The 22,956-nt window shown below is 65.5% G+C and carries 22 protein-coding genes and 1 pseudogene; 18 read left to right on the forward strand and 5 right to left on the reverse strand.

From position 1 onward, the window contains the following. Positions 1–223 precede the first annotated feature (223 nt). From QQL24_RS01185 to QQL24_RS01210, 6 genes and pseudogenes are all read left to right on the forward strand, one after another. Entirely contained in the window at positions 224–808 is a 585-nt protein-coding gene (locus tag QQL24_RS01185; RefSeq protein WP_431310634.1) for a helix-turn-helix domain-containing protein, read from the forward strand. Continuing rightward, positions 805–1,332 carry a GNAT family N-acetyltransferase gene (locus QQL24_RS01190; RefSeq protein ID WP_284310051.1) on the forward strand — a complete coding sequence of 176 codons (528 nt, stop codon included), beginning with the start codon at positions 805–807 and terminating at the stop codon, positions 1,330–1,332. Before QQL24_RS01185 ends, QQL24_RS01190 begins: the two co-directional genes overlap by 4 nt. Further along, complete coding sequence (locus tag QQL24_RS01195) at positions 1,329–1,823, forward strand: GNAT family N-acetyltransferase (protein ID WP_284310052.1); 495 nt, start codon at positions 1,329–1,331, stop codon at positions 1,821–1,823. The genes QQL24_RS01190 and QQL24_RS01195 overlap by 4 nt, the downstream gene beginning before the upstream one ends. Before the next feature lie 345 nt (positions 1,824–2,168). Next, complete coding sequence (locus QQL24_RS01200) at positions 2,169–3,644, forward strand: mechanosensitive ion channel family protein (RefSeq protein WP_284310053.1); 1,476 nt, start codon at positions 2,169–2,171, stop codon at positions 3,642–3,644. A 204-nt stretch (positions 3,645–3,848) separates the two neighbouring features. After that, entirely contained in the window at positions 3,849–4,883 is a 1,035-nt protein-coding gene (locus QQL24_RS01205) for an alpha/beta hydrolase (protein ID WP_284310054.1), read from the forward strand. Between the two features lie 190 nt (positions 4,884–5,073). Further along, a pseudogene (locus QQL24_RS01210) lies at positions 5,074–6,313 on the forward strand (NAD(P)/FAD-dependent oxidoreductase). A gap of 3 nt (positions 6,314–6,316) precedes the next feature. Here QQL24_RS01210 and QQL24_RS01215 read toward each other — a convergent pair. Further along, entirely contained in the window at positions 6,317–6,574 is a 258-nt protein-coding gene (locus tag QQL24_RS01215) for a hypothetical protein (protein ID WP_284310055.1), read from the reverse strand. A 150-nt stretch (positions 6,575–6,724) separates the two neighbouring features. Between QQL24_RS01215 and QQL24_RS01220 the strand changes: the two genes are divergently transcribed. The 6 genes from QQL24_RS01220 to QQL24_RS01245 all read left to right on the forward strand — a co-directional run bounded on the left by QQL24_RS01220 (position 6,725) and on the right by QQL24_RS01245 (position 13,538). Next, the gene (locus tag QQL24_RS01220) at positions 6,725–8,050 is read left to right on the forward strand and encodes an NAD(P)H-dependent oxidoreductase (protein ID WP_284310056.1); all 1,326 of its coding nucleotides are present in this window, start codon (positions 6,725–6,727) and stop codon (positions 8,048–8,050) included. 371 nt (positions 8,051–8,421) lie between these two features. Beyond that, entirely contained in the window at positions 8,422–9,261 is an 840-nt protein-coding gene (locus tag QQL24_RS01225) for a YdcF family protein (RefSeq protein WP_284310057.1), read from the forward strand. Between the two features lie 9 nt (positions 9,262–9,270). Then, positions 9,271–10,650, forward strand: coding sequence for a leucyl aminopeptidase family protein (locus QQL24_RS01230; protein ID WP_284310058.1), 1,380 nt, complete (start codon positions 9,271–9,273; stop codon positions 10,648–10,650). Between the two features lie 20 nt (positions 10,651–10,670). Continuing rightward, positions 10,671–12,122, forward strand: coding sequence for an amidase (locus QQL24_RS01235; protein WP_284310059.1), 1,452 nt, complete (start codon positions 10,671–10,673; stop codon positions 12,120–12,122). Positions 12,123–12,309: 187 nt separating this feature from the next. Continuing rightward, positions 12,310–12,660, forward strand: a complete 351-nt coding sequence (locus tag QQL24_RS01240) for a MarR family winged helix-turn-helix transcriptional regulator (protein ID WP_284310060.1) — start codon at positions 12,310–12,312, stop codon at positions 12,658–12,660. A 32-nt stretch (positions 12,661–12,692) separates the two neighbouring features. After that, positions 12,693–13,538: a C40 family peptidase gene (locus QQL24_RS01245; protein WP_431310622.1), complete on the forward strand. Its 846-nt coding sequence runs from the start codon at positions 12,693–12,695 to the stop codon at positions 13,536–13,538. Positions 13,539–13,628: 90 nt separating this feature from the next. On the opposite strand, the gene QQL24_RS01250 is transcribed toward QQL24_RS01245, so the two are convergent. Together QQL24_RS01250 and accD are read right to left on the reverse strand one after the other, a co-directional pair. After that, entirely contained in the window at positions 13,629–14,960 is a 1,332-nt protein-coding gene (locus tag QQL24_RS01250; protein WP_284310061.1) for a bifunctional folylpolyglutamate synthase/dihydrofolate synthase, read from the reverse strand. Positions 14,961–15,137: 177 nt separating this feature from the next. Beyond that, complete coding sequence (gene accD / locus QQL24_RS01255) at positions 15,138–16,013, reverse strand: acetyl-CoA carboxylase, carboxyltransferase subunit beta (RefSeq protein ID WP_284310062.1); 876 nt, start codon at positions 16,011–16,013, stop codon at positions 15,138–15,140. A gap of 174 nt (positions 16,014–16,187) precedes the next feature. Here accD and QQL24_RS01260 point away from each other — a divergent pair, with 174 nt between their 5' ends. The 6 genes from QQL24_RS01260 (at position 16,188) to QQL24_RS01285 (ending at position 21,546) form a co-directional block, all read left to right on the forward strand. Further along, positions 16,188–16,949 carry an SDR family NAD(P)-dependent oxidoreductase gene (locus QQL24_RS01260; RefSeq protein ID WP_284310063.1) on the forward strand — a complete coding sequence of 254 codons (762 nt, stop codon included), beginning with the start codon at positions 16,188–16,190 and terminating at the stop codon, positions 16,947–16,949. A gap of 148 nt (positions 16,950–17,097) precedes the next feature. Further along, the gene (locus QQL24_RS01265) at positions 17,098–17,988 is read left to right on the forward strand and encodes a 2-dehydro-3-deoxygalactonokinase (RefSeq protein WP_284310064.1); all 891 of its coding nucleotides are present in this window, start codon (positions 17,098–17,100) and stop codon (positions 17,986–17,988) included. After that, the gene (locus QQL24_RS01270; RefSeq protein WP_284310065.1) at positions 17,985–18,653 is read left to right on the forward strand and encodes a 2-dehydro-3-deoxy-6-phosphogalactonate aldolase; all 669 of its coding nucleotides are present in this window, start codon (positions 17,985–17,987) and stop codon (positions 18,651–18,653) included. The genes QQL24_RS01265 and QQL24_RS01270 overlap by 4 nt, the downstream gene beginning before the upstream one ends. 165 nt (positions 18,654–18,818) lie before the next feature. Then, a complete protein-coding gene (locus tag QQL24_RS01275; protein WP_284310066.1) occupies positions 18,819–19,727 on the forward strand; it encodes a ribokinase in 909 nt (302 codons plus the stop codon). 176 nt (positions 19,728–19,903) lie between these two features. Then, positions 19,904–20,383 (forward strand): protein-export chaperone SecB, encoded by a 480-nt coding sequence (gene secB / locus QQL24_RS01280; RefSeq protein WP_284310067.1) that lies wholly within the window; start codon positions 19,904–19,906, stop codon positions 20,381–20,383. Positions 20,384–20,616: 233 nt separating this feature from the next. Then, positions 20,617–21,546, forward strand: a complete 930-nt coding sequence (locus QQL24_RS01285) for a DMT family transporter (RefSeq protein ID WP_284310068.1) — start codon at positions 20,617–20,619, stop codon at positions 21,544–21,546. Positions 21,547–21,597: 51 nt separating this feature from the next. Here QQL24_RS01285 and dnaQ read toward each other — a convergent pair whose 3' ends face one another. Both dnaQ and coaE read right to left on the reverse strand, forming a co-directional pair. After that, positions 21,598–22,287, reverse strand: coding sequence for a DNA polymerase III subunit epsilon (dnaQ, locus tag QQL24_RS01290; RefSeq protein WP_284310069.1), 690 nt, complete (start codon positions 22,285–22,287; stop codon positions 21,598–21,600). A gap of 15 nt (positions 22,288–22,302) precedes the next feature. Beyond that, positions 22,303–22,893, reverse strand: a complete 591-nt coding sequence (gene coaE / locus QQL24_RS01295; protein ID WP_284310070.1) for a dephospho-CoA kinase — start codon at positions 22,891–22,893, stop codon at positions 22,303–22,305. Positions 22,894–22,956: the final 63 nt, after the last annotated feature.

Consider the following 22,956-nt stretch of genomic DNA (forward strand, 5'->3'; position numbering starts at 1 on the left):
CCCGGGATCGCAGGCAGCAGCCTCAATTGGTGTGCCGGTCTTCAGACCGTCATGCCCTGGGTCTCCGTTGAAAGATGCCGTTCCCGCCCCATCGGCCGAAGGTCGATGGGGCTGAGAAGACCGGCACACCAATCGTGCCTCGTCCTGCCAATAGTGAGTTTCCAGGACTCAGTAAGCTGGTAGCAACGCCCTTGACTCCATTATAGTGGAAATGCATCCTCACATCATGGATGCTCCCGACACCATCGACGCCGAACTCGGCGCCCGCATCAAGGCGCTGCGCGGGCAGATGCGCCTCACCATCGACCAGCTCGCCGCCGCCAGCGGAGTCAGCCGGGCGATGATCTCACGCATCGAGCGCGGCGAATCCAGCGCCACCGCCCAGCTTCTCAACCGGCTGTGCAGCGGGCTCGGCGTCAGCCTCTCCACATTGTTCGCCCCGCCGGCGCCAGCCGCCTCGCCCCTCGCCCGCCGGGCCGAGCAGCCGCTCTGGCGCGACCCGGGGTCGGGCTATCTGCGTCGGGCGGTGTCGCCGGCGACCGCTACCGGCATCGTCGATCTCGTCGAGGTCGAGCTCCCTGCCGGCGCCTTGCTGCCCTTCGATCCACAGACCTCCACTGCCTTCGACCAGCTCGTCCTCCTGCAACGGGGCGCGCTGACCATGATGGTCGATGGGCAGGCCTTCCCCCTGGAGCCGGGCGACTGCCTGCACATGCAGCTCGACAAGCCTCTGATGTTCCACAATCCCGGCAGCGAGCCGGCGCATTATTTCGTCATCCTCGTTCCCGCAAGACAGGTTCCCCGATGAGCGCACTCGCGATCTCCGTGCCCACGGCCGAGGAAGCGCATTCCCTTGTGCCCGCGCTCGCCGACATCCTGATCGATTGTGTCGAAGGCGGTTCCTCCGTTTCCTTCCTGCTGCCGATCTCCCGCGAGACCGCCGAGGGCTTCTACGCGAAGACCGCCGCCCGCGTCGCCGAGGGCAGCGCCATCCTGTTCGTCGCGACCCTCGATGGCGAGATCGTCGGCACGGTGCAGCTCTGCCCGGTGCTGATCGAGAACCAGCCCCATCGCGCCGACGTCGCCAAGCTGCTGGTGCACCGACGCGGGCGCCAGCGCGGCATCGCCCAGGCCCTGATGGTGGCACTCGAAGAGAGGGCGCGAGCCGAGGGCCGTACCCTGCTCAGCCTCGATACCACCGCTGGCTCACCCGCCGAACGGCTTTACGAGAAGCTCGGCTGGCAGCGCCTCGGCGTCATGCCCGGCCATGCGCTGATGGCCAATGGCGAGCCCTCCGACACGACCTTCTTCTGGAAAGCCCTGCCCACATGACCGTCCGCCCCGCCATCGAAGCCGACCTGCCCGCCATCCTCGGCATCTACAACGACGCCGTGCTGCATACGACGGCGATCTGGAACTGGAACACGGTCGATCTCGCCAATCGCCAGGCCTGGTTCGAGGCGCGCGCCAAGCAGAACTATCCGATCCTGGTCGCCGGCGCTCCGGGCGAGGTGCTCGGCTATGCCAGCTACGGCGACTGGCGTCCCTTTGACGGCTATCGCTACACGGTGGAGCATTCGATCTATGTCGCCCAAGAGGCACGGGGACGGGGCATCGGCGCCGGCCTGCTCGAAGCCCTGATCGCCATGGCCCGCGAGGGCGGCAAGCACATCATGCTCGGCGGTATCGAGGCTGGAAACGGCGCCTCCCTCGCTTTGCATCGTCGCTTCGGCTTCGTGGAGACGGGCCGGATGCCGGAAGTCGGCCAGAAGTTCGGCAAATGGCTCGACCTCGTCTTCATGCAGCTGAGGCTGGGCGAGTAGGGAGTCGCTGGCGGAAGAAAGGCGCCGGACCCCCTGGGACCGCAGGCTTCCAGCCTGCTCTTGGCTGACAGCGAATGCTGCAAACAATGCGCGAGCCGGAGAGGCTCGAATCGGTGCGCCGGTTTTCTCAGCCACATCGACGTTTGGTCAATGTGGCGGTAACGGCATCTTGCCACCAAGGCAGCGGGCATGCCGGTCTGAAGACCGACACACCGGTTTCGGCCTATGCTTTGGATCGAGCTTCAGGCGAGACGCCTGCGATCCCCGGGAACCGCCAACACCCCTCTGGCATCCGGCTCGCTCCGATGCAATCATGCGCCGACCTCATCGATATCAATGGTTCCCTTGTCGCAGCTCACGGAACTGACCCTGGCCACGGTGTTCGCCCTTCTCTCGGCGGCGAATTGGTGGCTTGCCTGGCGACCGATCTGGCTGCGCGCCAGCATCGCGGGCGCGTTGTTCGTCGTCTTCACCATGCTGCTGCTGCGCACCAGCGGCATGCCGGCCGCGCCCGCCTTCGACAGCGACATCCGCATCGCCCTCTGGCAGCAGGGCCTGATCAGCGTGTGGTGGTTGATCGGCGCTCGGTTGGTCGTAGGTGTGTTGCACCTCACGCTGTGGAGCAAGCGGGAATCGAGCCAGGCCAAGCTCGGCTCGGACCTGACCGCGGGCCTTATCTACATCACGGCCGTGCTGGCCATCGTGAATTTCGTCTTCAACCTGCCGGTGCGGGCGCTGCTCGCCACCTCCGGCATCATCGCCATCGTGCTGGCACTCGCCCTGCAGAACACACTCGCCGACGTCTTTGCCGGCATCGCCGTCGGCATCGAGCATCCCTACACGGTGGGTGACCGCATCTGGGTCGACGGCTCGATCGAGGGCGTGATCGTGCAGGTGAACTGGCGTTCGATCCGCGTGCGCACCGACGCCAACGACATCGCCACCATCCCCAACAGCCTGATCGCCAAATCGCGCGTGATCAACCGCAGCAAGCCGAGCACCAGGCGGGACGATTCTGTGCAGCTCTCCTGCGAATCATCCGTCCGGCCAGACATCGTGATGGATCTGCTCAAGCAGGCGGCCATGCTGACGCCGAAAATCCTGGCCGAGCCGGCGGCCTCCTCCTCCCTGATACGCATCGGCGCGCGCTTCAACACCTATGACATCTATTTCTCGGTCGCCCATACCGACCACCTCGGTGGGGCCAAGAGCACGCTGCTGACGGAAGTGCTGCGCCAGTTTCACTATCATTCCATCCGCCCCTCCACCCCGGGGATGATTTCGACGCCCATCGGACCGATGACGGCCTCCACCGGCATGGTCGAGACCCTGCCGCCCGAGGTGCTGCTCAGCGAGCTCGTGCTCTTCCGGGACCTGTCGCCCAAGCAGCGCGCCGATCTCGCCAAGCGCGTGACCAAGCGCCGGCTCGAGCCCACCACCACACTCGTCTCGCAAGGCAATGTACAGGCGATCCTGTTCATCATCGCCTCCGGCGTGCTGGAGGGAAGCCGCTCGATCAACGGGCGCTCCCATGTGGTGGGACGCCTCGGCCCCGGCGATTATTTCGGCGAGACCAGCCTGCTCACCGGCGCACCCAATGCCGGCACCCTCTTGGCGCTCACGCACTGTGTCGTGTTTGAGCTGCGCAAGGAGGATCTGGAACCGCTGATGACGGCCGAGCCGAGTCTCGCCCAGGCCTTCGATGCCTCCATGCGCCGCAACCAGGCTTTCCTGGCGCGGGACGCGGCAGCCGCCGTGACCACCTCTCCCGGCCCGCCGGCCCAGTTCCTCGCCCAGATCCGGGCGTTCTTCAAGGCATGAGGAAAGGTCCGACCATAGGTGCACTGTCATCCTCGGCCGAGTTGCTCGCGAGCACAGCGAGAGAGAACGAGGGGAAGGGGATCCAGGGGCCAAAGGTACCAGCCCTGTGAGCCCCTGGATTCCCTTCCCGCCGCCTGCGGCGTCGCCGGGAATGACAGCCCGTGAGCAATGCGTTTACTCTCCTCATCTCCTCCCGCAATCGCCATGACCAAAGCCTCTCCCGCCCTCTCGGTCCGGCTCGACCGGCTCGCCGCCTCCCGCCCGCCGCTCGATCCCGGCATGGCCGATTTCCGTATGAAGCTCGCGGTGGGAACCCCGCCCGAGGCCGTGCATTGGCCGCTGGCACGCCAGCGCGGGGCCTGGGATGCGGTGTGCAAGATCTGGCAGGCGCCGCATCCGCCCGGACTTTCGATCTATGACGACAGCTTCACGAGCAGGCACGGTCCCCTGAAGCTGCGGATCTACCGGCCGGAGGGTTCGGACCACCGCCCGGGGCTGCTCTACTTCCATGGTGGAGGCTGGGTGCTCGGTAGCCTGGAGACCCACGACGACATGTGCGCCGAGATCGCCGTCGGCGCCGATGTCGTGGTGGTGGCGCTCGACTACCGTCTGGCCCCCGAACATCCCTTTCCGGCACAATGCGAGGACGCCCTTGCCCTTCTCGACTGGGTGCTGGCCGAGGGTCTCACGCATGGCATCGACACCGCCCGGCTGATCGCCGGCGGCGACAGCGCCGGCGGCCAGATGACCGCCTCGCTCGCCATTGCCTTGCGCGACAGGGGTCTCCCGGCGCTGCGAGGCCAGATCCTGATCTATCCCGTGCTCGACGCCGACAGCGAGACGCAATCCTACCGGCGCAACGCCATCTCTTCCGCCCTCTCGCGCGAGGAAATGCTCTATTATCTCGACGCTTTTCTCGGTCCGGCCGATAGTTCGGCACGACGGGACAAGCTGGCGCTTCCCTTGCTTGAAACCAACCTGGCCGGCCTGCCGCCGGCCTTCATCACGGCGGCTGCGCATGACACGCTGCAGGACGAAGCCTTCATCTTCGCCGAAAGACTGGAGGCGGCGGGTGTACCGGTCATGCTGCGCTACGAGCCGGAACTCGACCATTCCTATATGCGGGCGCGCCATCACAGCAAACCGGCCTTCGAGAGCTTCAGGGCGATCATCGAGGCCGCGAAGACGCTGGCCTATCACGGCACGCTGGCGGAAGCGGCCGGCCGAGGGCCGGAATGAAGCTGTAGCGGACTTCCCGTTTGGGTCCAGACGGGATAGGTCTTACAAAACGTGAACATACACATGACGGCGCTCCCCAGAGCAAAGCGCCTTCAAGCGTAAACGCTGCATTACTCTCACTCTTTTTTCGACGCGTCTTTGTGATTCTTGCCGATTCCGTCAAATCGCAAAACGCTTTAGGGAGTCCCTCATGCGCTACGACGTCCTGGTGCTGGGTAGCGGTATTGTCGGCACCTCGACTGCGCTTCATCTGCAGGAGCGCGGCCAGGCCGTGGCCCTCATCGACCGGCGAGGCCCAGGCGAGGAAACCTCCTACGGCAATAGCGGCCTGGTCGAATGCTCCGCCCTCCTGCCAATCGCCTTTCCGCGCAGTTTCAAGGCGCTCGCCGGCGTCGTGCTGAAGCGTTATCCCGGCGCCAACTACCATTGGTCCGCCCTGCCGGGGCTGGCGCCCTGGCTCTTCGCCTATTGGCGCAATTCCTCGCCGGAGCGGCTCAATGCCACCGCCCGCATCATGCAGCCGCTGGTGAGCGCCAGCCTGGCCGAGCATCAGGCGCTGGCCCGCAAGGCCGGCGCCGAAGGGTATTTCCGGCCAACGGGCTGGCTCAAGGTCCACCACAGCGAAGCCGCCTGCCGGGCCGAGGAGAAGGAATTCGCCCTCGCCGCCGAGTTTGGTTACCAGGCCCGGCCGCTCAGCCGCGAGGAGGCGCTAGCCCTGGAGCCGGATCTGAAGCCGGACTTCCTGGCCGGTTCCCAATGGGCCGATCCCCACAGCGTCTCCAGTCCGGGTGGCGTGACCAAGGCCTATGCGGCCTATTTCGAGAAGATCGGTGGCAAGCTCCTGCGGGGCGACGCCCTCTGCGTGAAGCGCGGCGGTCTGGGCTGGACGACGGAGACAGGGCAAGGCCCGGTCGAGGCGCGCGAAGCGGTGGTGGCGCTCGGCCCGTGGTCGATGGATGTGCTCGCCCCGCTTGGCTACGGTTTTCCGCTCGCCGTGAAGCGGGGCTACCACATGCATTACAAGGCCGCCGGGGGCGCAAAATTGAGCCGGCCGGTGCTCGACGAGGAGGGCGGCTATGTGCTGACCCCGATGGTGGGCGGCATGCGCCTCACCACCGGTGCCGAATTCGCCCGCCGCGACGCACCGAGAACCCCGGTGCAAGTCGACTGGACCGAGAAGCGCGCGCGACCTCTTCCCGCTCGGCGCCCGGGCCGATCACGAGCCCTGGATGGGCGCGCGTCCGATCTTCCCGGATTCCCGTCCCATCATCGGCAGGGCCCCGCGCCACAACAACCTCTGGCTCGCCTTCGGCCACCAGCATCTCGGCTTCACTTTGGGCCCGGCGACGGGACGCCTTCTGGCCGAGATGATGACGGGCGAGGAGACCTATGTCGATCCGAAGCCGTTTGCGGCGGAGCGGTTCGGGTAGTGGCTAATCTCGAGGAGCAACGCCGTATTCGGCGACCTCGATTTCCACCACAGCCTCCTCAGAAAGATTACCAACGACCAGCACCTCGGGCTCGTAATGCTTCAGCCCCTCGTAATGCTTCAATTCGCCGGCGGAAAGATAGGCGCCGACAACACTGCCACGGCTGGTGATATAGACGATCTTCCGGGCGATGGCTTCATCCCGATAGCGTGCGAAATTCCGGCTGAACTCGGTTGCCGGCACCTTCAGCCTGTCTGCCATTCTTCCCTCCGAGATCAGCGTAATTTACGCAAATTGGGTCATTTGCGCTTTTGCGTGACGGCCCGCCAGAAGGCCCTCCTATCCAAGAATCTTTGCATGCCTGCCTGTTGAGGGGTAGAAACAAAGATCACGATTTCGACGGAGTACCCCATGAACCCCTCTTTCGCCGCCGATCTGATGGAACGGGCTCGCGAGAAGGGGCCTGTCACCATCGGGCTGGTGGGCGCCGGGCAGATGGGCACCGATCTCATCGTGCAGATCGCGCTGATGCAGGGCCTCAGGGTGGGCGCCGTCGCCGTGCGCACGCGGCCCCAGAATGCCATTGCGGCCGCCCTCAGCGCCGGGCACCGGCTGGACGAGCTGGTGGAAGTCTCCAACGCCTCGGCCATCGACCGGGCCATCGAGACCGGCCGCATTGCCATCACCACCGACCTCGAGGCCCTCGCTTCCGCCGGGCGGATCGAGGTGATCATCGATGCCACCGGCCATCCCGAATCCGGGGCGATCGTGGCGCAGGCGGCGATCCGGCACGGCAAGCATATCGTCATGCTCAACGTCGAGGCCGATATCACCATCGGCCGCCATTTCAAGGCCGAGGCCGAGAAGGCCGGCGTGATCTATACCGGCGCGGCGGGTGACGAGCCGGCCGCCGCCGTGGAGCTCGTGGCCTTCGCCCGCGCCCTGGGCATGACCGTGGTTGCCGCCGGCAAGGGCAAGAACAACGCGCTGAATTTCGACGCGGTCCCCGATGACTATGTCGAGGAGGCAACGGCCCGCGACATGAATCCGCGCGTGCTGGTCGAATTCGTCGATGGCTCCAAGACCATGGTCGAGATGGTGGCGCTTGCCAATGCCACGGGCCTCGAACCCGACAAACCCGGCATGCATGGTCCGCGCGCCAGCAAGGAGGAACTCGCCGAGGTGCTGGTCCCGACGAGCCATGGCGGCGTGCTCTCGCGCCGGGGTTGCGTCGACTACACGATCGGCAGGGGCGTGGCTCCAGGGGTGTTCTGCGTGGTCGAGCCTAATCATCCGCGCGTACTGGAGCGTATGACCGACCTTCATGTCGGCAAGGGGCCCTTCTTCACGCTGCACCGGCCCTACCACCTCACCAGTCTGGAGACGCCGCTCACCGCTGCCTGCGCCGTGCTCTACGGCACCGCCGACCTGCAGCCGCTCGACCATCCCGTCGCCGAAACGGCGGCGGTGGCCAAGCGCGACCTCACCCCCGGCATGGTGCTGGGGCGCATCGGCGAATATGACTATCGCGGCTGGTCGATGCGCTGGGCCGATGCCCGCCGGGACCGCCTACTGCCGCTGGGCCTCGCCGAGCGCGCCCGCGTCACCAAACCGATCAAGAAGGGCGGGCTCCTCAGCCACGACAATTGCGCCGTCGACGAAAGCCTCACCATCGTCAAGCTGCGCCGCCAGCTGGATCTCGCCGACCAGCGCTTCCTGAGCGCCGATGCGGCGTGAAGGGGTCGACCGGCTTGCGTCCGTCTCGGTCATGAAGAAAGTTGAAGATCCCCTCGCATTTCGAGGCGACCCTTCGAAATCACCAAGGAATTGAGCCGACAGTTCGTCATTGCGAGCGCAGCGAAGCAATCCAGAGGCAGCAGACACGCCCTTTGGCTCCTGGATTGCTTGGCTGCGCTCGCAATGACGATGGTTCGCATCATCTTCGGTTCCGTGGCGATTTTTCGGTCGGGCCTTGGTCGGCAAAACCGCGTCAACCCTTTCTTAGCCTTAACGCAACATGAGCGTGGTACAGCCCCGCCCGGACCTGCAAAGGTGCCATTGATGCTGGTCTTCGGACCGGCACACCAAGTCTCTCCCCAAGGCCCCGCATGTTCTATTACGCTGCCAAGATCATCAGCTTTCTGATTCTGCCCTCCAATGCGGCACTGGTGCTCGGCCTCATCGGCCTCCTCGCCAGCTTCACCCGCCGCTTCCAGCGCTTTGGACGCTTCCTGATGGGTTTTTCGATCCTGGCTTTCGCGGTGATGGGTCTCTCGCCGCTTGGCAGCATCATGATCGCCCCGCTGGAGGAGCGTTTCCCGCCGCCGGCCTTCGCGGCGTCGGACGATCTCAGCCCCGCCAATCCGGCCTTGCCGAAAATCGCCGGCATCATCGTGCTCGGCGGCGCCGTGGATACGCACATCTCCACCACGCGCCATGAGACCGCCCTCACCGACTCGGCCGAACGCATGACGGCGGTGGCTGGCCTGTCGCGGCAGTTCCCGGATGCGAAGATCGTCTTCACCGGCGGCGTCGGCTCGCTGGCCGGCCAGATTTGGGGCGACATCTCCGAGGCGGATGCCTCCCGCCAGCTCTTCAGGAGCTTCGGCATCCCCGATGAGCGCATGCTGTTCGAGAATCGCTCGCGCGACACCTATGAGAATGCCGAGTTCACCTATGCGATGCTGAAGCCCCAGCCCGGGCAGCGTTATCTCCTCGTCACCTCCGGCTACCACATGCCGCGCTCGATGGCCTTGTTTCGCAAGGCGGGTTTTGATGTGATCGCCTATCCCGTCAACTACCGCACGGCGGGACCCGAGGACGCCTTGCGGCCCTTCTATTCGATGAGCGACGGCCTGCGCCAATGCAACCTCGCCGCCCGCGAATGGTTCGGGCTGCTCGCCTACCGGCTCAGCGGGCGCATCGACGACATACTTCCCAACCCCTGAAAGCAGCACATGTCCGAGCTTCTGGTTGCCGCCGACGACAAGGCCGTTCCGGTCTGGTTCGTCACCAAGGAAAATTTCGCAAGCGTGCTGAAGGACCTGCCGCAGGCGCAGCAGGACTGGGTCGCCGCCAACGGCTTTGAGGCCAAGGCGGGCCAGCACATCACCTTGCCCGGCGCAGGCGGCGCGCTCGGCGGCGTGGTCTTCGCGCTGGAGGCGGAAGGCGCCGGCCACCGCGACGTCTTCCTGCCGGCCAAGCTCGTCACCCTGCTGCCGGGCGGCACCTACCGCTTCGCCAATTCAAGTCATGACGACAGGCTGGCGACGCTTGGCTGGCTGCTGGGCCTTTACCGTTTCAATCGCTATCGCAGAAATGATATCAAGGCCTTATATCTTGTCGTTCCCGATGGAATCGATCGCGATGAGATCGACGGCATCGCCGAGTCCGTACGCTTCGCCCGCGATCTCATCAACACGCCGGCCAACGATCTCGGCCCCGAGGAACTGGCGCTGGCGGCGCGCAAGCTCGCCGAAAAGCATAAAGCCACCTTCAAGGTCATCGTGGGCGACGATCTCCTGAAGGAGAATTTCCCGATGATCCATGCGGTCGGCCGGGCCTCTTCCCGCGCCCCGCGCCTCATCGACTTCACCTGGGGCGATTCTGCCCATCCAAAGGTCACCCTGGTCGGCAAGGGCGTGATCTTCGACACCGGCGGCCTCGACATCAAGCCGAGTGCCAGCATGCTCCTGATGAAGAAGGATATGGGCGGCGCTGCCTCGGTGCTGGCCTGCGCCAGCATGATCATGGCGGCGGGACTGAAGATCCGCCTGCGCCTGCTGATCCCCGCCGTCGAGAATTCGATCTCGGCCAATGCCTTCCGCCCCAGCGACATCCTGGCCTCGCGCAAGGGGCTCAGCGTCGAGATCGGCAACACAGACGCCGAGGGCCGCCTGGTGCTCGGCGATGCCCTCGCCTTGGCCGACGAGGAGGCGCCGGAGCTGATCGTCGACATGGCGACGCTCACCGGCGCCGCCCGCGTCGCGCTCGGCCCGGACCTGCCGCCTTTGTTCAGCCGCAACGACGAGATCGCCAACACGTTGCTGGCACATGCGGCGGAGGAAGGTGACCCGCTCTGGCGCCTGCCGCTCTGGCCGCCTTATGATTCGATGCTGGAATCCAAGGCCGCCGACATCAACAACGCTCCCGGCGGCGGCTTTGCCGGGGCGATTACCGCGGCCTTGTTCCTCAACCGCTTCGTGGAGAAGGCGGCGGCCTATGTCCATCTCGACATCTACGCCTGGAACCCCTCCACCAAACCCGGCCGGCCTGAAGGTGGCGAAGTGATGGGTGCGCGGGCGCTCTACAGCTATCTGAAGAAAAAGTACGGCTGAGGAATCCCGGGAGCGCCGCTATGGCAGAGAATGACGAACTGATCCGCCTGACGGCCTGCGCCGCGGTGGCCCTCCTGCGCCGGCGCGAGGTCACTCCGCTGGAGCTGGTCGAAGCCTCGCTTACCCGCATCGAGGCGGTGGACGGACCCGTCAACGCCATGGTGACGCGCTGCGCCGAGCGCGCCCGTGACCAGGCTCGCCGCATCATGGCGTCGCCGGCGCCCAGCCACGATTTCGGCTGGCTCGGCGGCCTGCCGCTGGCGGTCAAGGATCTCAACGATCTCGCCGGCGTGCGCACCACCTATGGCTCGCCGATCTTCGCCGACCATGTGCCTGTCCGGTCCGACATCATGGTCGAGCGGCTGGAGAGCCATGGCGGCATCCCGATCGGCAAGAGCAACACGCCGGAATTCGGCGCTGGCGCCAACACCTTCAACGAAGTGTTCGGCGACACGCTCAATCCGTGGAACACGACGCTCAATGCCGGCGGCTCCTCGGGTGGCTCGGCCGTGGCGCTTGCCACCGGCCAGGTCTGGCTCGCCACGGGCTCTGACCTCGGCGGCTCGCTACGCACGCCGGCCAGCTTCTGCTCGGTCGTGGGCCTCAGGCCCTCGCCGGGCCGGGTGGCAAGTGGGCCCGACGGCATCAAGTTCGACACGCTCTCCGTCAACGGGCCGATGGCGCGTACCGTCGAGGATATCGGCCTGATGCTCGACGCCATGGCCGGCTGGGATATCGGCGATCCTCTCTCGCTGGAAGCGCCCGCCATCGGCTTCCGTGAGAGTGCCCGCCGCCGGCAGGCGCCCAAGCGCATCGCCTTCTCGCCCGATCTCGGCGTCAGCCCGGTCAACCGGGAGACGCGCGCGCTCTGTGAAGCCGCCGCCCGGCGCTTCGAAGCGGCGGGTTGCATCGTCGAGGAGGCCTGCCCCGATTTCTCCGGCGTGCCCGAGGCTTTCCAGACACTCAGGGCGCTCGGCTATGTCGCCGGCATGCGCGAGCTCTATGAGACGAAACGCGCCCTGCTGAAGCCCGACGTGATCTGGAACATCGAGCGCGGCCGCGCCCTCGATGCCGAGACCATCGCCACGGCCCTGCTGCGTCGCAGCCGCCTCTACGATGACATCGCGGCTTTCTTCTCGCGCTACGATCTCCTGCTGGCCCCGGCCGCCTGCACGCCGCCGCTCGACATCAAGCAGCGCTGGGTGCGCGAAGTCGAAGGCCATGTCTTCGAGAATTATGTCGAATGGCTGCGGCTGGCCAGCGTGGTGACCATGGCCTCCTGCCCCTCGCTCGCCATCCCCGCCGGCTTCACCGCCGATGGCCGCCCCGTCGGGCTGCAACTCGTGGGCAGGCCGCGCGGCGAGGCGGCGCTCCTCTCTGCCGGGGCGGTGCTTGAAGATCTGCTCGGCCTTTCCAGCCTGGTGCCGATCGAGCCGCGTCCTGGGAGCGCGGACGTCCTCGTCCGCTCTTGAAACGGCGGCCCTGTCGGAAAGGCATGCAGTCGCCCGGTTCGCACTTCCCCTTCCACACGCATCGTTTCAAGAGCGGACGAGACGTCCGCGCTCCCAGTATTAACGAAATCTGCGTTATTCGGGCCTTATCCTCGCCTGATGAGCGGCGATCCGCCTCCGCGATCGCCTCGAGGACGGGATTGCCCTCATGGCGGTTGAGATTCGGCCGGCGCAGGCCCTGAGGCTTTGGCATGACGTGACGCTGACCCTCGTCCGCGATGCCCAGCCCGATCTTTCCGGCCGCCAGCTCGCCATCCTCTTCACCGTCTATCTCGAGCCGCCGCCCCATACGGTGCGAGGCCTTGCCGCCAAGCTCCAGGTGACCAAGCCGGTGATCACCCGTGCCCTCGACAGCCTGGCCAAGCTCAAGCTCACCGCCCGGCGGCGCGACGAGTTCGACCGGCGCAACGTCATCATCCAGCGCACCGTCGATGGCGCCCTTTACGTGGAGCGGCTGGGCGATATTCTCGTCGCCCTCGCCAAGGAACTGCCGAGATAATGGTAACTGCCGCGCTGATGGAAACTCCTGCCTTGACCGATTTCGATCGCCGCATCACCCCTGCCCGCCCCGACCTGGCCGCCGCCTCGCTTCAGGGCATCATCCCCGCGCCGCGCTACGTCCAGGGCGAGACGCGCCAGGTGATCGAGACCACTGTGACGCTGCGCAAGGATCCCGATTTTTCCGCCTCCATCGACACCGAGCTTCTCTATGGCGAGACTTTCACCGTCTATGACGAGATGGAGGGCTGGGCGTGGGGCCAGGCTGCAAGCGATGGCTATGTCGGCTGGCTCTCGGCCAATGCACTCGGCGCGGTGCAGACGCCCACCCATCGCGTGAGCGCCCTGCGCACCTTCGTCTACCCCGTCCCCTCGATCAAGGCGCCGCAGATGATGGCGCTGAGCTATGGCAGCGCGCTTGCCGTCACAGGCAGCAATGGCGCCTTCCTCGCGCTGGAAGGCTGGGGCTTCGTCTTCGCCGAGCATGCCGGGCCGGTCGGCGCGCATGAGAGCGATGCCGTCGCCGTGGCCGAAACCTTCCTGCGCGTGCCCTATCTGTGGGGCGGCAAATCGAGCCTCGGCCTCGACTGCTCGGCCCTGGTGCAGACCTCCCTCGCCGCCTGCGGCATCGCCTGCCCGCGCGACAGCGACATGCAGGAGAGGGCGCTGGGCCATCCGCTCGACCCCGACACGCCACTCGCACAGCTTCGGCGCGGCGATCTCCTGTTTTGGAAAGGCCATGTCGCCATGGTGCGCGACACGGATACGATGATCCACGCCACCGGGCACCTGATGGCGGTGGTGGTCGAAGGACTGCGCGAAGGCATCGAGCGGATTGCGGCGGCTGGAAGCCCGCTGCGGTCGATCCGTAGGCTGTGAATCCCGGGTGCGCGGACGTCTCGTCCGCATCTTCCTCACCAGCGAGCGCAACGTTTCCAAGACGCGGACGAGACGTCCGCGCACCCGGGATTACTTCGGTGCTGTCCCGTTGAAGGCCAGCACTTCACCCGCAAGGTAGAGCGAGCCCGTCAGCACCACGCGGGGCGCCACCGTGAAGGCTTCGCTGGCGATGGCCCTGAGGGCCTCTTCCAGGCTGGCGTGGGGCCGGGCGGCGAGGCCGGCATGGCGAGCGGCCAGCGCCACTTCCTCGGGAGAGCGGGCGGCGCTGCTGTGCTCGATCGGCACGGTATGCACTTCGCGGGCCAGTCCCGAGAAATTGTGCAGGAAGCCGTCGGAATCCTTGGTGGTCAGCATGCCCGTGACCAGCACCAGGGGGCGGGGGCGGCGTTCCTCGAGTTCCGCCAGGGCCTCGGCGAGCACGCGGCCGCCATCGACATTGTGGCCGCCATCGAGCCAGATCTCGGAGCCGGCCGGCAGCAAAGCGGGGATGGCGCCCTGGTTGATGCGCTGCAGGCGCGCCGGCCATTCCACGGTCTGCATCGCCTTCTCGAAATGCGCGTCCTTCATGTGGAAAAGGCTCTGGCTGCGCAAGGCGGCGATGGCGAGGCCGGCATTGCGGTGCTGGTGGCGGCCCGACAGGCGCGGCAGCGGCAGGTCGAGCAGGCCGCTCTCGTCCTGATAGACCAGGCGGCCATTCTCCTCATGCACATCGAAATCCTGGCCGCCGATGATCAGCGGCGCGCCAACCTTGGCGGCCACCGCCTCGATGACCGCTCTGACTTCGTCGATCTGCGGATAGATCACACCCGGCGAACCGGGCTTGAGGATGCCTGCCTTTTCGCGGGCAATGCCGGCAATATCGGTGCCGAGGAAATCGGCATGGTCCTGCGAGATCGAGGCGATCACGCTCACCAGCGGCCTGTCGATGACATTGGTGGTGTCCATCCGCCCGCCGAGACCGACCTCGAGCAGCAGGACATCGGCGGGATTGTCAGCGAAGAGCTTGAAGGCGGCTGCGGTGGTGATCTCGAAGAAGGTGATTGGCGCACCGTCGTTGACCTTCTCGCAGGCCTCGAAGGCCTCGACCAGCCTGTCCTCGTCCACCAGCCGGCCGCCACCGGAAACGCCCTTTGGCGCGGCGAGGCGGATGCGCTCGTGGAAATGCACGAGATGGGGCGAGGTATAGACATGCACGCCATAGCCCGCAGCCTCCAGTGCCGCGCGCATGAAGGCGATGGTCGAGCCCTTGCCATTGGTGCCGGCGACGTGGATCACCGGCGGCACCTTGCGTTCGGGATGGCCGAGTTTCGCCAGCAGCGCCTCGATACGCTCGAGCGACAGGTCGATCTTCTTGGGATGCAGCGCCATGAAGCGGGAGAGATAGGCGTCGGACTGCGTCATCGAGCGTGGAGACCGGAGTAGAGAGGGTGAAAGCCTTGCGCAGCAACAGCGGATGGGCCCGCTCGCCAGGGCGACTCATTCAGAAAGCGCACGATGAGCAGTATCCAATTCCGAGGGGCCATGGCATGCGGACCGCCCCCCTCCCAACCCGCTTTGGCGGATAAGGCTGCTTGAGCCTCACGCCGCCTGCGGCATGTCCTTGGCCGGCGCCTTGGTCAGCAGGCGGCAGAGGCGGGCCAGTGTCGACTTCAGATCGTTGCGGTGCACGACCATGTCGACCATGCCGTGCTCCTTGAGATATTCGGAGCGCTGGAAACCCTCGGGCAGCTTTTCGCGGATGGTCTGCTCGATCACGCGCGGCCCGGCAAAGCCGATCAGAGCGCCGGGCTCGGCGAGCTGGACGTCGCCCAGCATGGCATAGGACGCGGTGACGCCGCCGGTGGTCGGGTTGGTGAGCACCACGATATAGGGCTTCTTCGCCTCACGCAGGCGCTGGATCGCCACGGTGGTGCGCGGCATCTGCATCAGCGAAAGGATGCCCTCCTGCATGCGGGCGCCGCCGGAGGCCGCGAACATCACGAAGGGCAGGCCCCGTTCGGTTGCGGTGAGCAGGCCCTTCACCACCGCCTCGCCGGCCGCCATGCCAAGCGAACCGCCCATGAAATCGAAATCCTGCACGCCGATCACCATCGGCACGCCATCGACCGTGCCGACGCCGAGCTTGATGGCGTCCTGCATGCCGGTCTTGGTGCGGGCGTCCTTCAGGCGATCGGTGTAGCGCTTCTCGTCCCGGAACTTCAGGGGGTCGGCCATCACCTCGGGGATCGGCAGATCCTCCCACTTGCCCTCGTCGAACATCATGGTGAGGCGCTGGGTCGCCGTCATGCGCATGTGAAAATTCGACGTGGGGATAACGTAGTTGTTCTGCTCCAGGTCCTTGTGGAACACCATCTGGCCGGTTTCCGGGCATTTGATCCACAGATTCTCCGGCGTGTCGCGGCGCGAGAAGAAGTCCTTGATGCGCGGCGGGACGACGTTGGCAATCCAGTTCATAGGGAACCTCAAAACAAGACGCCTGTCCCAGGAGGGGCAGGACGACGACATGTCATTCTGCCCTATGTAGTCGTTTGCGATCCTTTTGTCAGCGGGCTAGACGTAAGCCGGCAAGCGCGCGATATGTAAGACGAATCCAAGCATCAATGAATTAAGACATCAGGGAGTCCCGGGATGGCGAACGCCATTTTTCCAGATCTCAGAGGCCGCACCGTCCTCGTCACCGGCGGCGGGCAGGGCATCGGCGCAGCGATCGTGCGGCTCTTCGCCGAACAGGGCTCGAAGGTCGGCTTCATCGATATTGCCGCGAAGGTCTCGCAGGCGCTGGCGGACGAATTGAACAAGGCTGGCGGTACAGTACTGTTCAAGCAGGCCGATATTACCGATATCGACGCACTCAAGGATGCCATCGCCGACATCAGTGCCAAGCTCGGGGCGATCACCGTGCTCATCAACAATGCAGCGCACGACCAGCGGCACAAATTCTTCGAAGTGACGCCCGACTATTTCGACGACCGCATCGCCGTCAATCTCAAGCACGCCTTCTTCGCCGCGCAGGCCGCCATCCCCGACATGATTGCTGCTGGTGGTGGCTCGATCGTCAATCTCGGCTCAGGTTCCTGGCTGATGGGCTCGGAAGACCTCACCGCCTATGCCACCGCCAAATCGGCGGCCTATGGTTTGACCCGAGTACTCGCCGGCGAATTCGGCAAGGACAATATCCGCGTGAACTGCGTGATTCCCGGCTGGATCATGACGGAACGCCAGATCGCCCTCTGGGTAGACGCCAAGGGCGAGGAAGCGATCTTCCGCAACCAGGCCCTCAAGCGCAAGATGCTGCCGGAGGACGTGGCGAAGGCCGTGCTGTTCCTGGCCTCGGACCAGGCTTCCGGCATGACCAACCAGCAGATCGTGGTGGATGGCGGCTGGATCTGATGTCATCCCGTGCGCGATGCGGCACGAAGTGCTGCTTCGCAGACACGGGACCGTGAGCCGCAAGAGCCTTTCTTTCGTACGATCCCGTATCTGCGCCGCACCATTGCATGGTGCACCGCGTACGGGATGACCAACCCTTGGACCCAGCATGACTTCTGAACTGATCGCCGTGGATTGGGGCACCAGCCGGTTCCGGGCCTTCCGGCTCGATGGCGCCGGCAAGGTGCTCGACCGCCTTTCCGCCGAGGACGGCATGTCGACCGTTCCTGCTGGTGGCTTTGCCGCCGTGCTTGAGCGCCATTGCGGGGCCTGGATGAAGGCCAATCCAAAGGCGCCGGTGCTGATGGCCGGCATGGTCGGCGCCCGCAATGGCTGGGCCGAAGCAGCCTACTCCACCTGCCCCGCCTCGCCTAAAAGCCTTGCAAACGCAATGCTCAAGGTCACGGATCGGGTCTCCATCGTGCCCGGTGTGATCGCACGCGATAAAAGTGGTGCGGATGTCATGCGGGGCGAGGAAACCCTGATCTTCGGCACCGAGGTCAAGAACGGCCTCGTCTGCCTGCCCGGCACCCATTCGAAATGGGCCAGGGTCGAAGAGGGCGCCATCACCGATTTCGCCACCTTCATGACCGGCGAGACCTATGCACTCTTCCGCCAGCAAAGCCTCCTCTCGCGCCTTGCCACGGAGCCCGAAGACCTGACCGGCTTCGATGATGGGCTCGAGGCGGCCAAGGACGGCACGGGCCTCACCAACCGCCTGTTCCAGGCCCGCTCTCGCGTGCTCGGCGACGAAATGGCAGGCGAGAAGGTCGGTCCCTATCTTTCCGGCCTCCTGATCGGCGCCGAGGTCGAGGGCGCCTTCAAGCGCTATGGCAGCAACCATGTCATCACCCTGGTGGCCGATGGCGTGCTGGCCCAGCGCTATGTCGCGGCGCTGCGCTCCCATGGCGCCAGCCTCGAGATCATCTCGCCCGAACGCGCCTTTCTCGAAGGCCTCGCCACCATTGCGGCGGCACGCAGCCAGGATCCCACGCCATGAGCCTCGATTTGGAAGCCAGCCTCGATTTGGAAGCCAGCCTCGATTTGCAAGCCGCCCTCGCCAGTATGCCGCTGGTAGCGATCTTGCGTGGCGTCAAGCCGGATGAAGTCGTCGGTATCGCCGAGGCGATCGTCGCCGCCGGCATCCGGATCATCGAGGTGCCGCTCAACTCGCCCGACCCCTTCACCTCGATCGGCCTGCTCGCCCGGCACCTGGGTCACGGGGCACTGGTGGGCGCGGGCACCGTATTGACGATCTCCGACGTCGAGAAAGTCGCAGAGGCCGGTGGCACGGTGATCGTCTCGCCGAACACCAACCCAGAGGTGATTCGCGCCACCAAGGCGCGTGGCCTGCTGTCACTGCCGGGATTCTTCACGCCTTCGGAGGCCTTTGCGGCGCTAGAAGCCGGCGCCGATGCCCTGAAGCTGTTCCCGGCCGAGATGTCCTCGCCCGCGGCGGTGAAGGCGATGCGCGCGGTGCTGCCGAAAGCGACAAAACTCCTGGTAGTGGGCGGCGTTTCGCCGGCAACCATTCCACCCTATCTCGCGGTGGGGGTCGACGGCTTCGGCGTCGGGTCCGATCTCTATGCGGTAGGCCGGGATGCAGCGGAGGTGGGCCTGCGGGCGCGGGCCCTTGCTGAGGTGGTGCAGAAGATGCGGGAGTAACGCGGAGTGGCGGTCTCCGACCGCCATTTCTGGAACCACGGCGCTTGGGGGTAAAGAAGATAGCGGTCGGAGACCGCCACTCAAGCCGGCGGTCCCATGAAGCCCGACATATTGCCATCCCCTCCCAACCCGCTATCTTCCCACAAAAGCCAGAGGAAACTGCCCATGATCGTCGTCTTCGGCTCGCTTGGTGTCGATCTCGTCACCAATGTCAGCCACATCCCCCATCCCGGCGAAACCGTGCTGTGCGAAGGTTATTTCATGGTGCCGGGCGGCAAGGGGGCCAACCAAGCGGTCTCCGCGGCCCGCGCCGGCTCGAAGACGGCGATCATCGGTTCGCGCGGCAATGACGGCTTTGCCGATCTCGCCCTTTCGATCATGCGGGAAGCGGGGGTCGACGTCAGCGCGGTTGCTCCGGTGGAGAAGCCCACCTGCGTCGCCCTGATCACCGTGGACGAGAAGGCCGAGAACGCCATCGTGGTCGCCTCCGGCGCCAACCAGTCGACCCGTGCCGGGCAGCTCGAGAAATCCAGCCTCGGCAAGGGCGATATCGTGCTGCTGCAGCGCGAAATCCGTGATTCGGAGAATTTCGCCGCCATTAAGATCGCCAAGGAGCGCGGCGCCCGTGTCGTCTTCAACGTGGCTCCTGCTGGCCCGGTGCCCGAGGACATGCTGCGCCTGATCGACGATCTCGTGGTCAATGAGCACGAAGCTCTCACTGTCGCCAAGGCTGCTGGCATCGAGACGAGCGATCCCGAGGAGGCCGCCCGGCTGATCAACCAGCGCTATGGCTGCGCCGGCATCGTCACGCTCGGTGCGGAGGGCGTGGTCGGCTGGATCGACGGGGTGCGCCGCTCGGCCCCCGCCCTCAAGGTCACGCCGGTCGATACCACGGCGGCCGGCGACAGCTTCACCGGCGCCTATGCCGCCGCTCTCGACCAGGGTCTGGGCTTCTCCCTGGCGCTGGCGCGCGGGGCGGCGAGCGGCTCGCTCGCCTGCACGCGGCCGGGCGCTCAAACGAGCATCCCCATGAAGGCGGAGATCGATGACGCCTTGAAGGACTATGCCGTCTGAGTCTTCATGTCCGGGTGCACGGGCATCTTGCCCGTACTTGAACCGCCGTGTTCGCGGGAAAAGAAAAACGGGCAGGATGCCCGTGCACCCGGATCAAGCGCCCTTGTCCCGAAGGCAATGTCATGGTACCCGCGCCGTGATTCAGCGGCGCTTCGTCGCGACATAAGGAACAGAATATGGCGACCGAATCGCAGAACGGCACCGAAGGCCAGGAGAGCCAGCCCTCGCTCAACGTGCTGGCACAATATATCAAGGACCTCTCCTTCGAGAATCCCAACGCGCCCCGCTCTCTCGGCAACATCCAGAATTCCCCGCAGATCGCGCTCACCGTCAATGTGAACGGCAAGCCGCTCGGGGGCCCGGACTATGAGGTCGAGCTCTCGATCGAGGGTGGCGCGGGCGAAGGCGCCGGCACGCTGTTCAAGTTCGAGCTGCTCTATGGTGCAGTGATCCGGCTCGCCGGCATTCCCGACGACAACGTGCATGCGATGGTGATGATCGAAGGCCCGCGCCTGCTCTTCCCCTTCGCTCGCCAGATCATCGCCGACTGCACCCGCAATGGTGGCTTCCCGCCGCTGATGATCGACCCGATCGATTTCGTGGCGCTCTACCGCAGCCGTCTCGCCCAGGCTCAGCCGACGGTCGGCCAGGCTTGATGGAGTGGTGGTCTCCGACCGCCAGTTTCCCGAGACTGCCGGCTTCCCGCCGGCCCTTTGAAATGGTGTCGAATGGCGGCTGCAGTCGCCATTTTCTTTTTCGGCAGGATCCCCGTCCTCCCGGAAGAGAATCCGTGAACTGTGCCGGTTCTGCCGTCACAGCAGGGATCGGGTGTCGTCCTTCCCAAACCTCCGCCATACCCCGGAAAACCACTCTTCCGGGGATACGCACGATGACATCGCCTTCCGCCCGACCGATGAGCCCTCTTGAATGGGGTCTCCTGCTCGCCCTCTCCGTGCTGTGGGGCGGCTCCTTCTTCTTCACCCATGTCGCCATCGCGGCGCTGCCGCCTTTCACTATCGTGACCCTGCGCGTCGGCCTGGCAGCTTTCATCCTCCTGGCGATGCTGCCCTTCTTTGGCCTGCGCCTGCCGGCGGACGCCCGCGTCTGGGCTGCCTTCCTCGGCATGGGCCTCCTCAACAATGTCGTGCCCTTCTGCCTGATCGTCTGGGGCCAGACCCATATTGCTTCCGGCCTTGCCGCCATCCTCAATGCCACCACGCCGCTCTGGACCGTGGTCGTCGCCCATGTGGCAACCGCCGAGGAGCGCATGACCGGCAACCGCCTCGCGGGCGTTCTGATCGGCCTCGCGGGCGTAGTGCTGATGATCGGCCCGGACGCGTTGCGGGGGTTTGGCACGGATATCCTCGCCCAGCTTGCGGTGCTGGGCGCCGCCATCTCTTATGCCTTCGCCGCCATCTTCGGCCGCCGCTTCAGGCGCATGGGCATGGCGCCGATGGTCACCGCCACCGGCCAGGTCAGCGCCTCCGCCCTGATGCTGCTGCCAGTCTGCCTGCTCATCGACCGGCCCTGGACCCTGGCCATGCCGGGCCTGCCGGTCTGGGCCGCGATCGTGGGCATGGCCGCGCTCTCGACGGCGCTCGGCTACATGCTTTATTTCCGCATCCTGGCCTCGGCCGGCGCCACCAATCTTGCGCTGGTGACCTTCCTCATCCCGGTCAGCGCCATCATGCTCGGCGCGCTGGTGCTGGGCGAAACCCTGCAGCCGAAACATTTCGCGGGCATGGCGCTGATCGGACTAGCGCTGGCGGCCATCGACGGGCGGTTGCTAAGGATCTTCCGTCCAAAGGCGCTCGCTTGACGGAGGCCGCGCCTCGGTGCGTCGACCCAAAGGCCAGCACACCAAAACAACTCACACCGCGTATTTTTTCCAGAGTGCATTCTCGCCGAGGCTTGCGATGAAGGCCTCATGCGCGGCCAGCTCTTCCGGGTGGATGCGCGGGGTGAGCGGCTGGGGGCGCGGACCGATCTTCCCGGCTGCCGCACGGGCCACGGCGGCGGCGGAAATCGAGGCGAGGCTGAGGGCTGTCTGGCGGCCGCCCGTCAGCTCGATATAGACCTCGGCCAGGATCTCGGCATCGAGCAGGGCGCCGTGCTTGACGCGCTTGGAATTATCGATGCCGTAGCGCTGGCAGAGCTGGTCCAGGGAGGCAGGCGCACCGGGGTGCTTGCGACGCGCCATGGCGAGCGTGTCGACCACCCGGTCCATCGGCAGGATGCCAAGGTTCACGCGCTTGAGCTCGGCATTCAAGAAGCGCATGTCGAAGCCGGCATTGTGAATGACCAGATGCGCTTCGCCGACGAACTCGACGAATTCCTTGGCAAGCGCGGCAAACAACGGCTTGTCCGACAGGAATTCGGAGGAAAGCCCGTGTACGTTGAAGGCTTCCACCGGCACGTCGCGCTCGGGATTGAAATATTTGTGCCAGGTGTTGCCGGTAGGCATGCGGTCGATCATCTCGACGCAGCCGATCTCGACCAGCCTGTGGCCCTCATTGGGGTCGAGGCCAGTGGTTTCGGTGTCGAGGATGATTTCGCGCATGAAATTCCCTGCGAGTCAGACGGTGAAGGCAAGCGCCCTGATTATGTCATCGACCTGCCGCTGCGCAAAGGCAAAGCCGGCGCCGGTGTCGATCACGAAATGCGCGCGGGCTCTCTTTTCCACATCCGGCAGCTGGCGCGCAAGGATGGCGGCGAAGCGTTCCTCGCTCATGCCGGGCCGGACCAGCACGCGCTCGCGCTGCACCGCCGCCGGCGCCGAGACCACTGCAACGGCCTGGCAGCGCTTCTCGCCGCCGGTCTCGTAGAGGAGTGGAATGTCGAGCACCGCGAGAGGCGCGCTCTTCCGCCGCGCCTCGGCCAGGAACACTTGCTCGGTAGCGCGCACCAGCGGATGCACGATGGCCTCCAGCCGCTTCATCGCCTCGGTATTGCCGATGACCCGCTCTCCGAGGCGAGTGCGATCGATGGCGCCGTCGACCGTGACACCTGGAAAGGCAGCCTCGACCGCACCGACGGCCGGCCCTGCATAGAGGCGATGCACGGTGGCGTCGGCGTCATGCACGGGCACACCGCCGTTGCGGAACATCGCCGCTGTGGCGGATTTGCCCATGCCAATGGAGCCGGTGAGGCCGAGAATGAAGGTCATACTGGGAGCGCGGACATCTTGTCCGCTCTTCCTATCCTGTACGCACAACGTTTCCAAGGGCGG

The organism is Labrys miyagiensis (assembly GCF_030160835.1).
In the GTDB taxonomy this organism is placed as follows: Bacteria; Pseudomonadota; Alphaproteobacteria; order Rhizobiales; family Labraceae; genus Labrys; species Labrys miyagiensis.

Excerpts from the sequence above, each read along its gene's own strand:
- QQL24_RS01250 (WP_284310061.1), bottom strand. The coding sequence starts at position 14,960 with ATGACGCAGTCCGACGCCTATCTCTCCCGCTTCATGGCGCTGCATCCC.
- QQL24_RS01260 (WP_284310063.1), top strand. The coding sequence starts at position 16,188 with ATGGCGAACGCCATTTTTCCAGATCTCAGAGGCCGCACCGTCCTCGTC.
- QQL24_RS01225 (WP_284310057.1), top strand. The coding sequence starts at position 8,422 with ATGTTCTATTACGCTGCCAAGATCATCAGCTTTCTGATTCTGCCCTCC.
- accD (WP_284310062.1), bottom strand. The coding sequence starts at position 16,013 with ATGAACTGGATTGCCAACGTCGTCCCGCCGCGCATCAAGGACTTCTTC.
- QQL24_RS01235 (WP_284310059.1), top strand. The coding sequence starts at position 10,671 with ATGGCAGAGAATGACGAACTGATCCGCCTGACGGCCTGCGCCGCGGTG.
- QQL24_RS01215 (WP_284310055.1), bottom strand. The coding sequence starts at position 6,574 with ATGGCAGACAGGCTGAAGGTGCCGGCAACCGAGTTCAGCCGGAATTTC.
- QQL24_RS01195 (WP_284310052.1), top strand. The coding sequence starts at position 1,329 with ATGACCGTCCGCCCCGCCATCGAAGCCGACCTGCCCGCCATCCTCGGC.
- QQL24_RS01205 (WP_284310054.1), top strand. The coding sequence starts at position 3,849 with ATGACCAAAGCCTCTCCCGCCCTCTCGGTCCGGCTCGACCGGCTCGCC.
- QQL24_RS01270 (WP_284310065.1), top strand. The coding sequence starts at position 17,985 with ATGAGCCTCGATTTGGAAGCCAGCCTCGATTTGGAAGCCAGCCTCGAT.
- QQL24_RS01265 (WP_284310064.1), top strand. The coding sequence starts at position 17,098 with ATGACTTCTGAACTGATCGCCGTGGATTGGGGCACCAGCCGGTTCCGG.
- QQL24_RS01220 (WP_284310056.1), top strand. The coding sequence starts at position 6,725 with ATGAACCCCTCTTTCGCCGCCGATCTGATGGAACGGGCTCGCGAGAAG.
- secB (WP_284310067.1), top strand. The coding sequence starts at position 19,904 with ATGGCGACCGAATCGCAGAACGGCACCGAAGGCCAGGAGAGCCAGCCC.
- QQL24_RS01230 (WP_284310058.1), top strand. The coding sequence starts at position 9,271 with ATGTCCGAGCTTCTGGTTGCCGCCGACGACAAGGCCGTTCCGGTCTGG.
- coaE (WP_284310070.1), bottom strand. The coding sequence starts at position 22,893 with ATGACCTTCATTCTCGGCCTCACCGGCTCCATTGGCATGGGCAAATCC.
- QQL24_RS01275 (WP_284310066.1), top strand. The coding sequence starts at position 18,819 with ATGATCGTCGTCTTCGGCTCGCTTGGTGTCGATCTCGTCACCAATGTC.
- QQL24_RS01240 (WP_284310060.1), top strand. The coding sequence starts at position 12,310 with ATGGCGGTTGAGATTCGGCCGGCGCAGGCCCTGAGGCTTTGGCATGAC.
- dnaQ (WP_284310069.1), bottom strand. The coding sequence starts at position 22,287 with ATGCGCGAAATCATCCTCGACACCGAAACCACTGGCCTCGACCCCAAT.
- QQL24_RS01285 (WP_284310068.1), top strand. The coding sequence starts at position 20,617 with ATGACATCGCCTTCCGCCCGACCGATGAGCCCTCTTGAATGGGGTCTC.
- QQL24_RS01190 (WP_284310051.1), top strand. The coding sequence starts at position 805 with ATGAGCGCACTCGCGATCTCCGTGCCCACGGCCGAGGAAGCGCATTCC.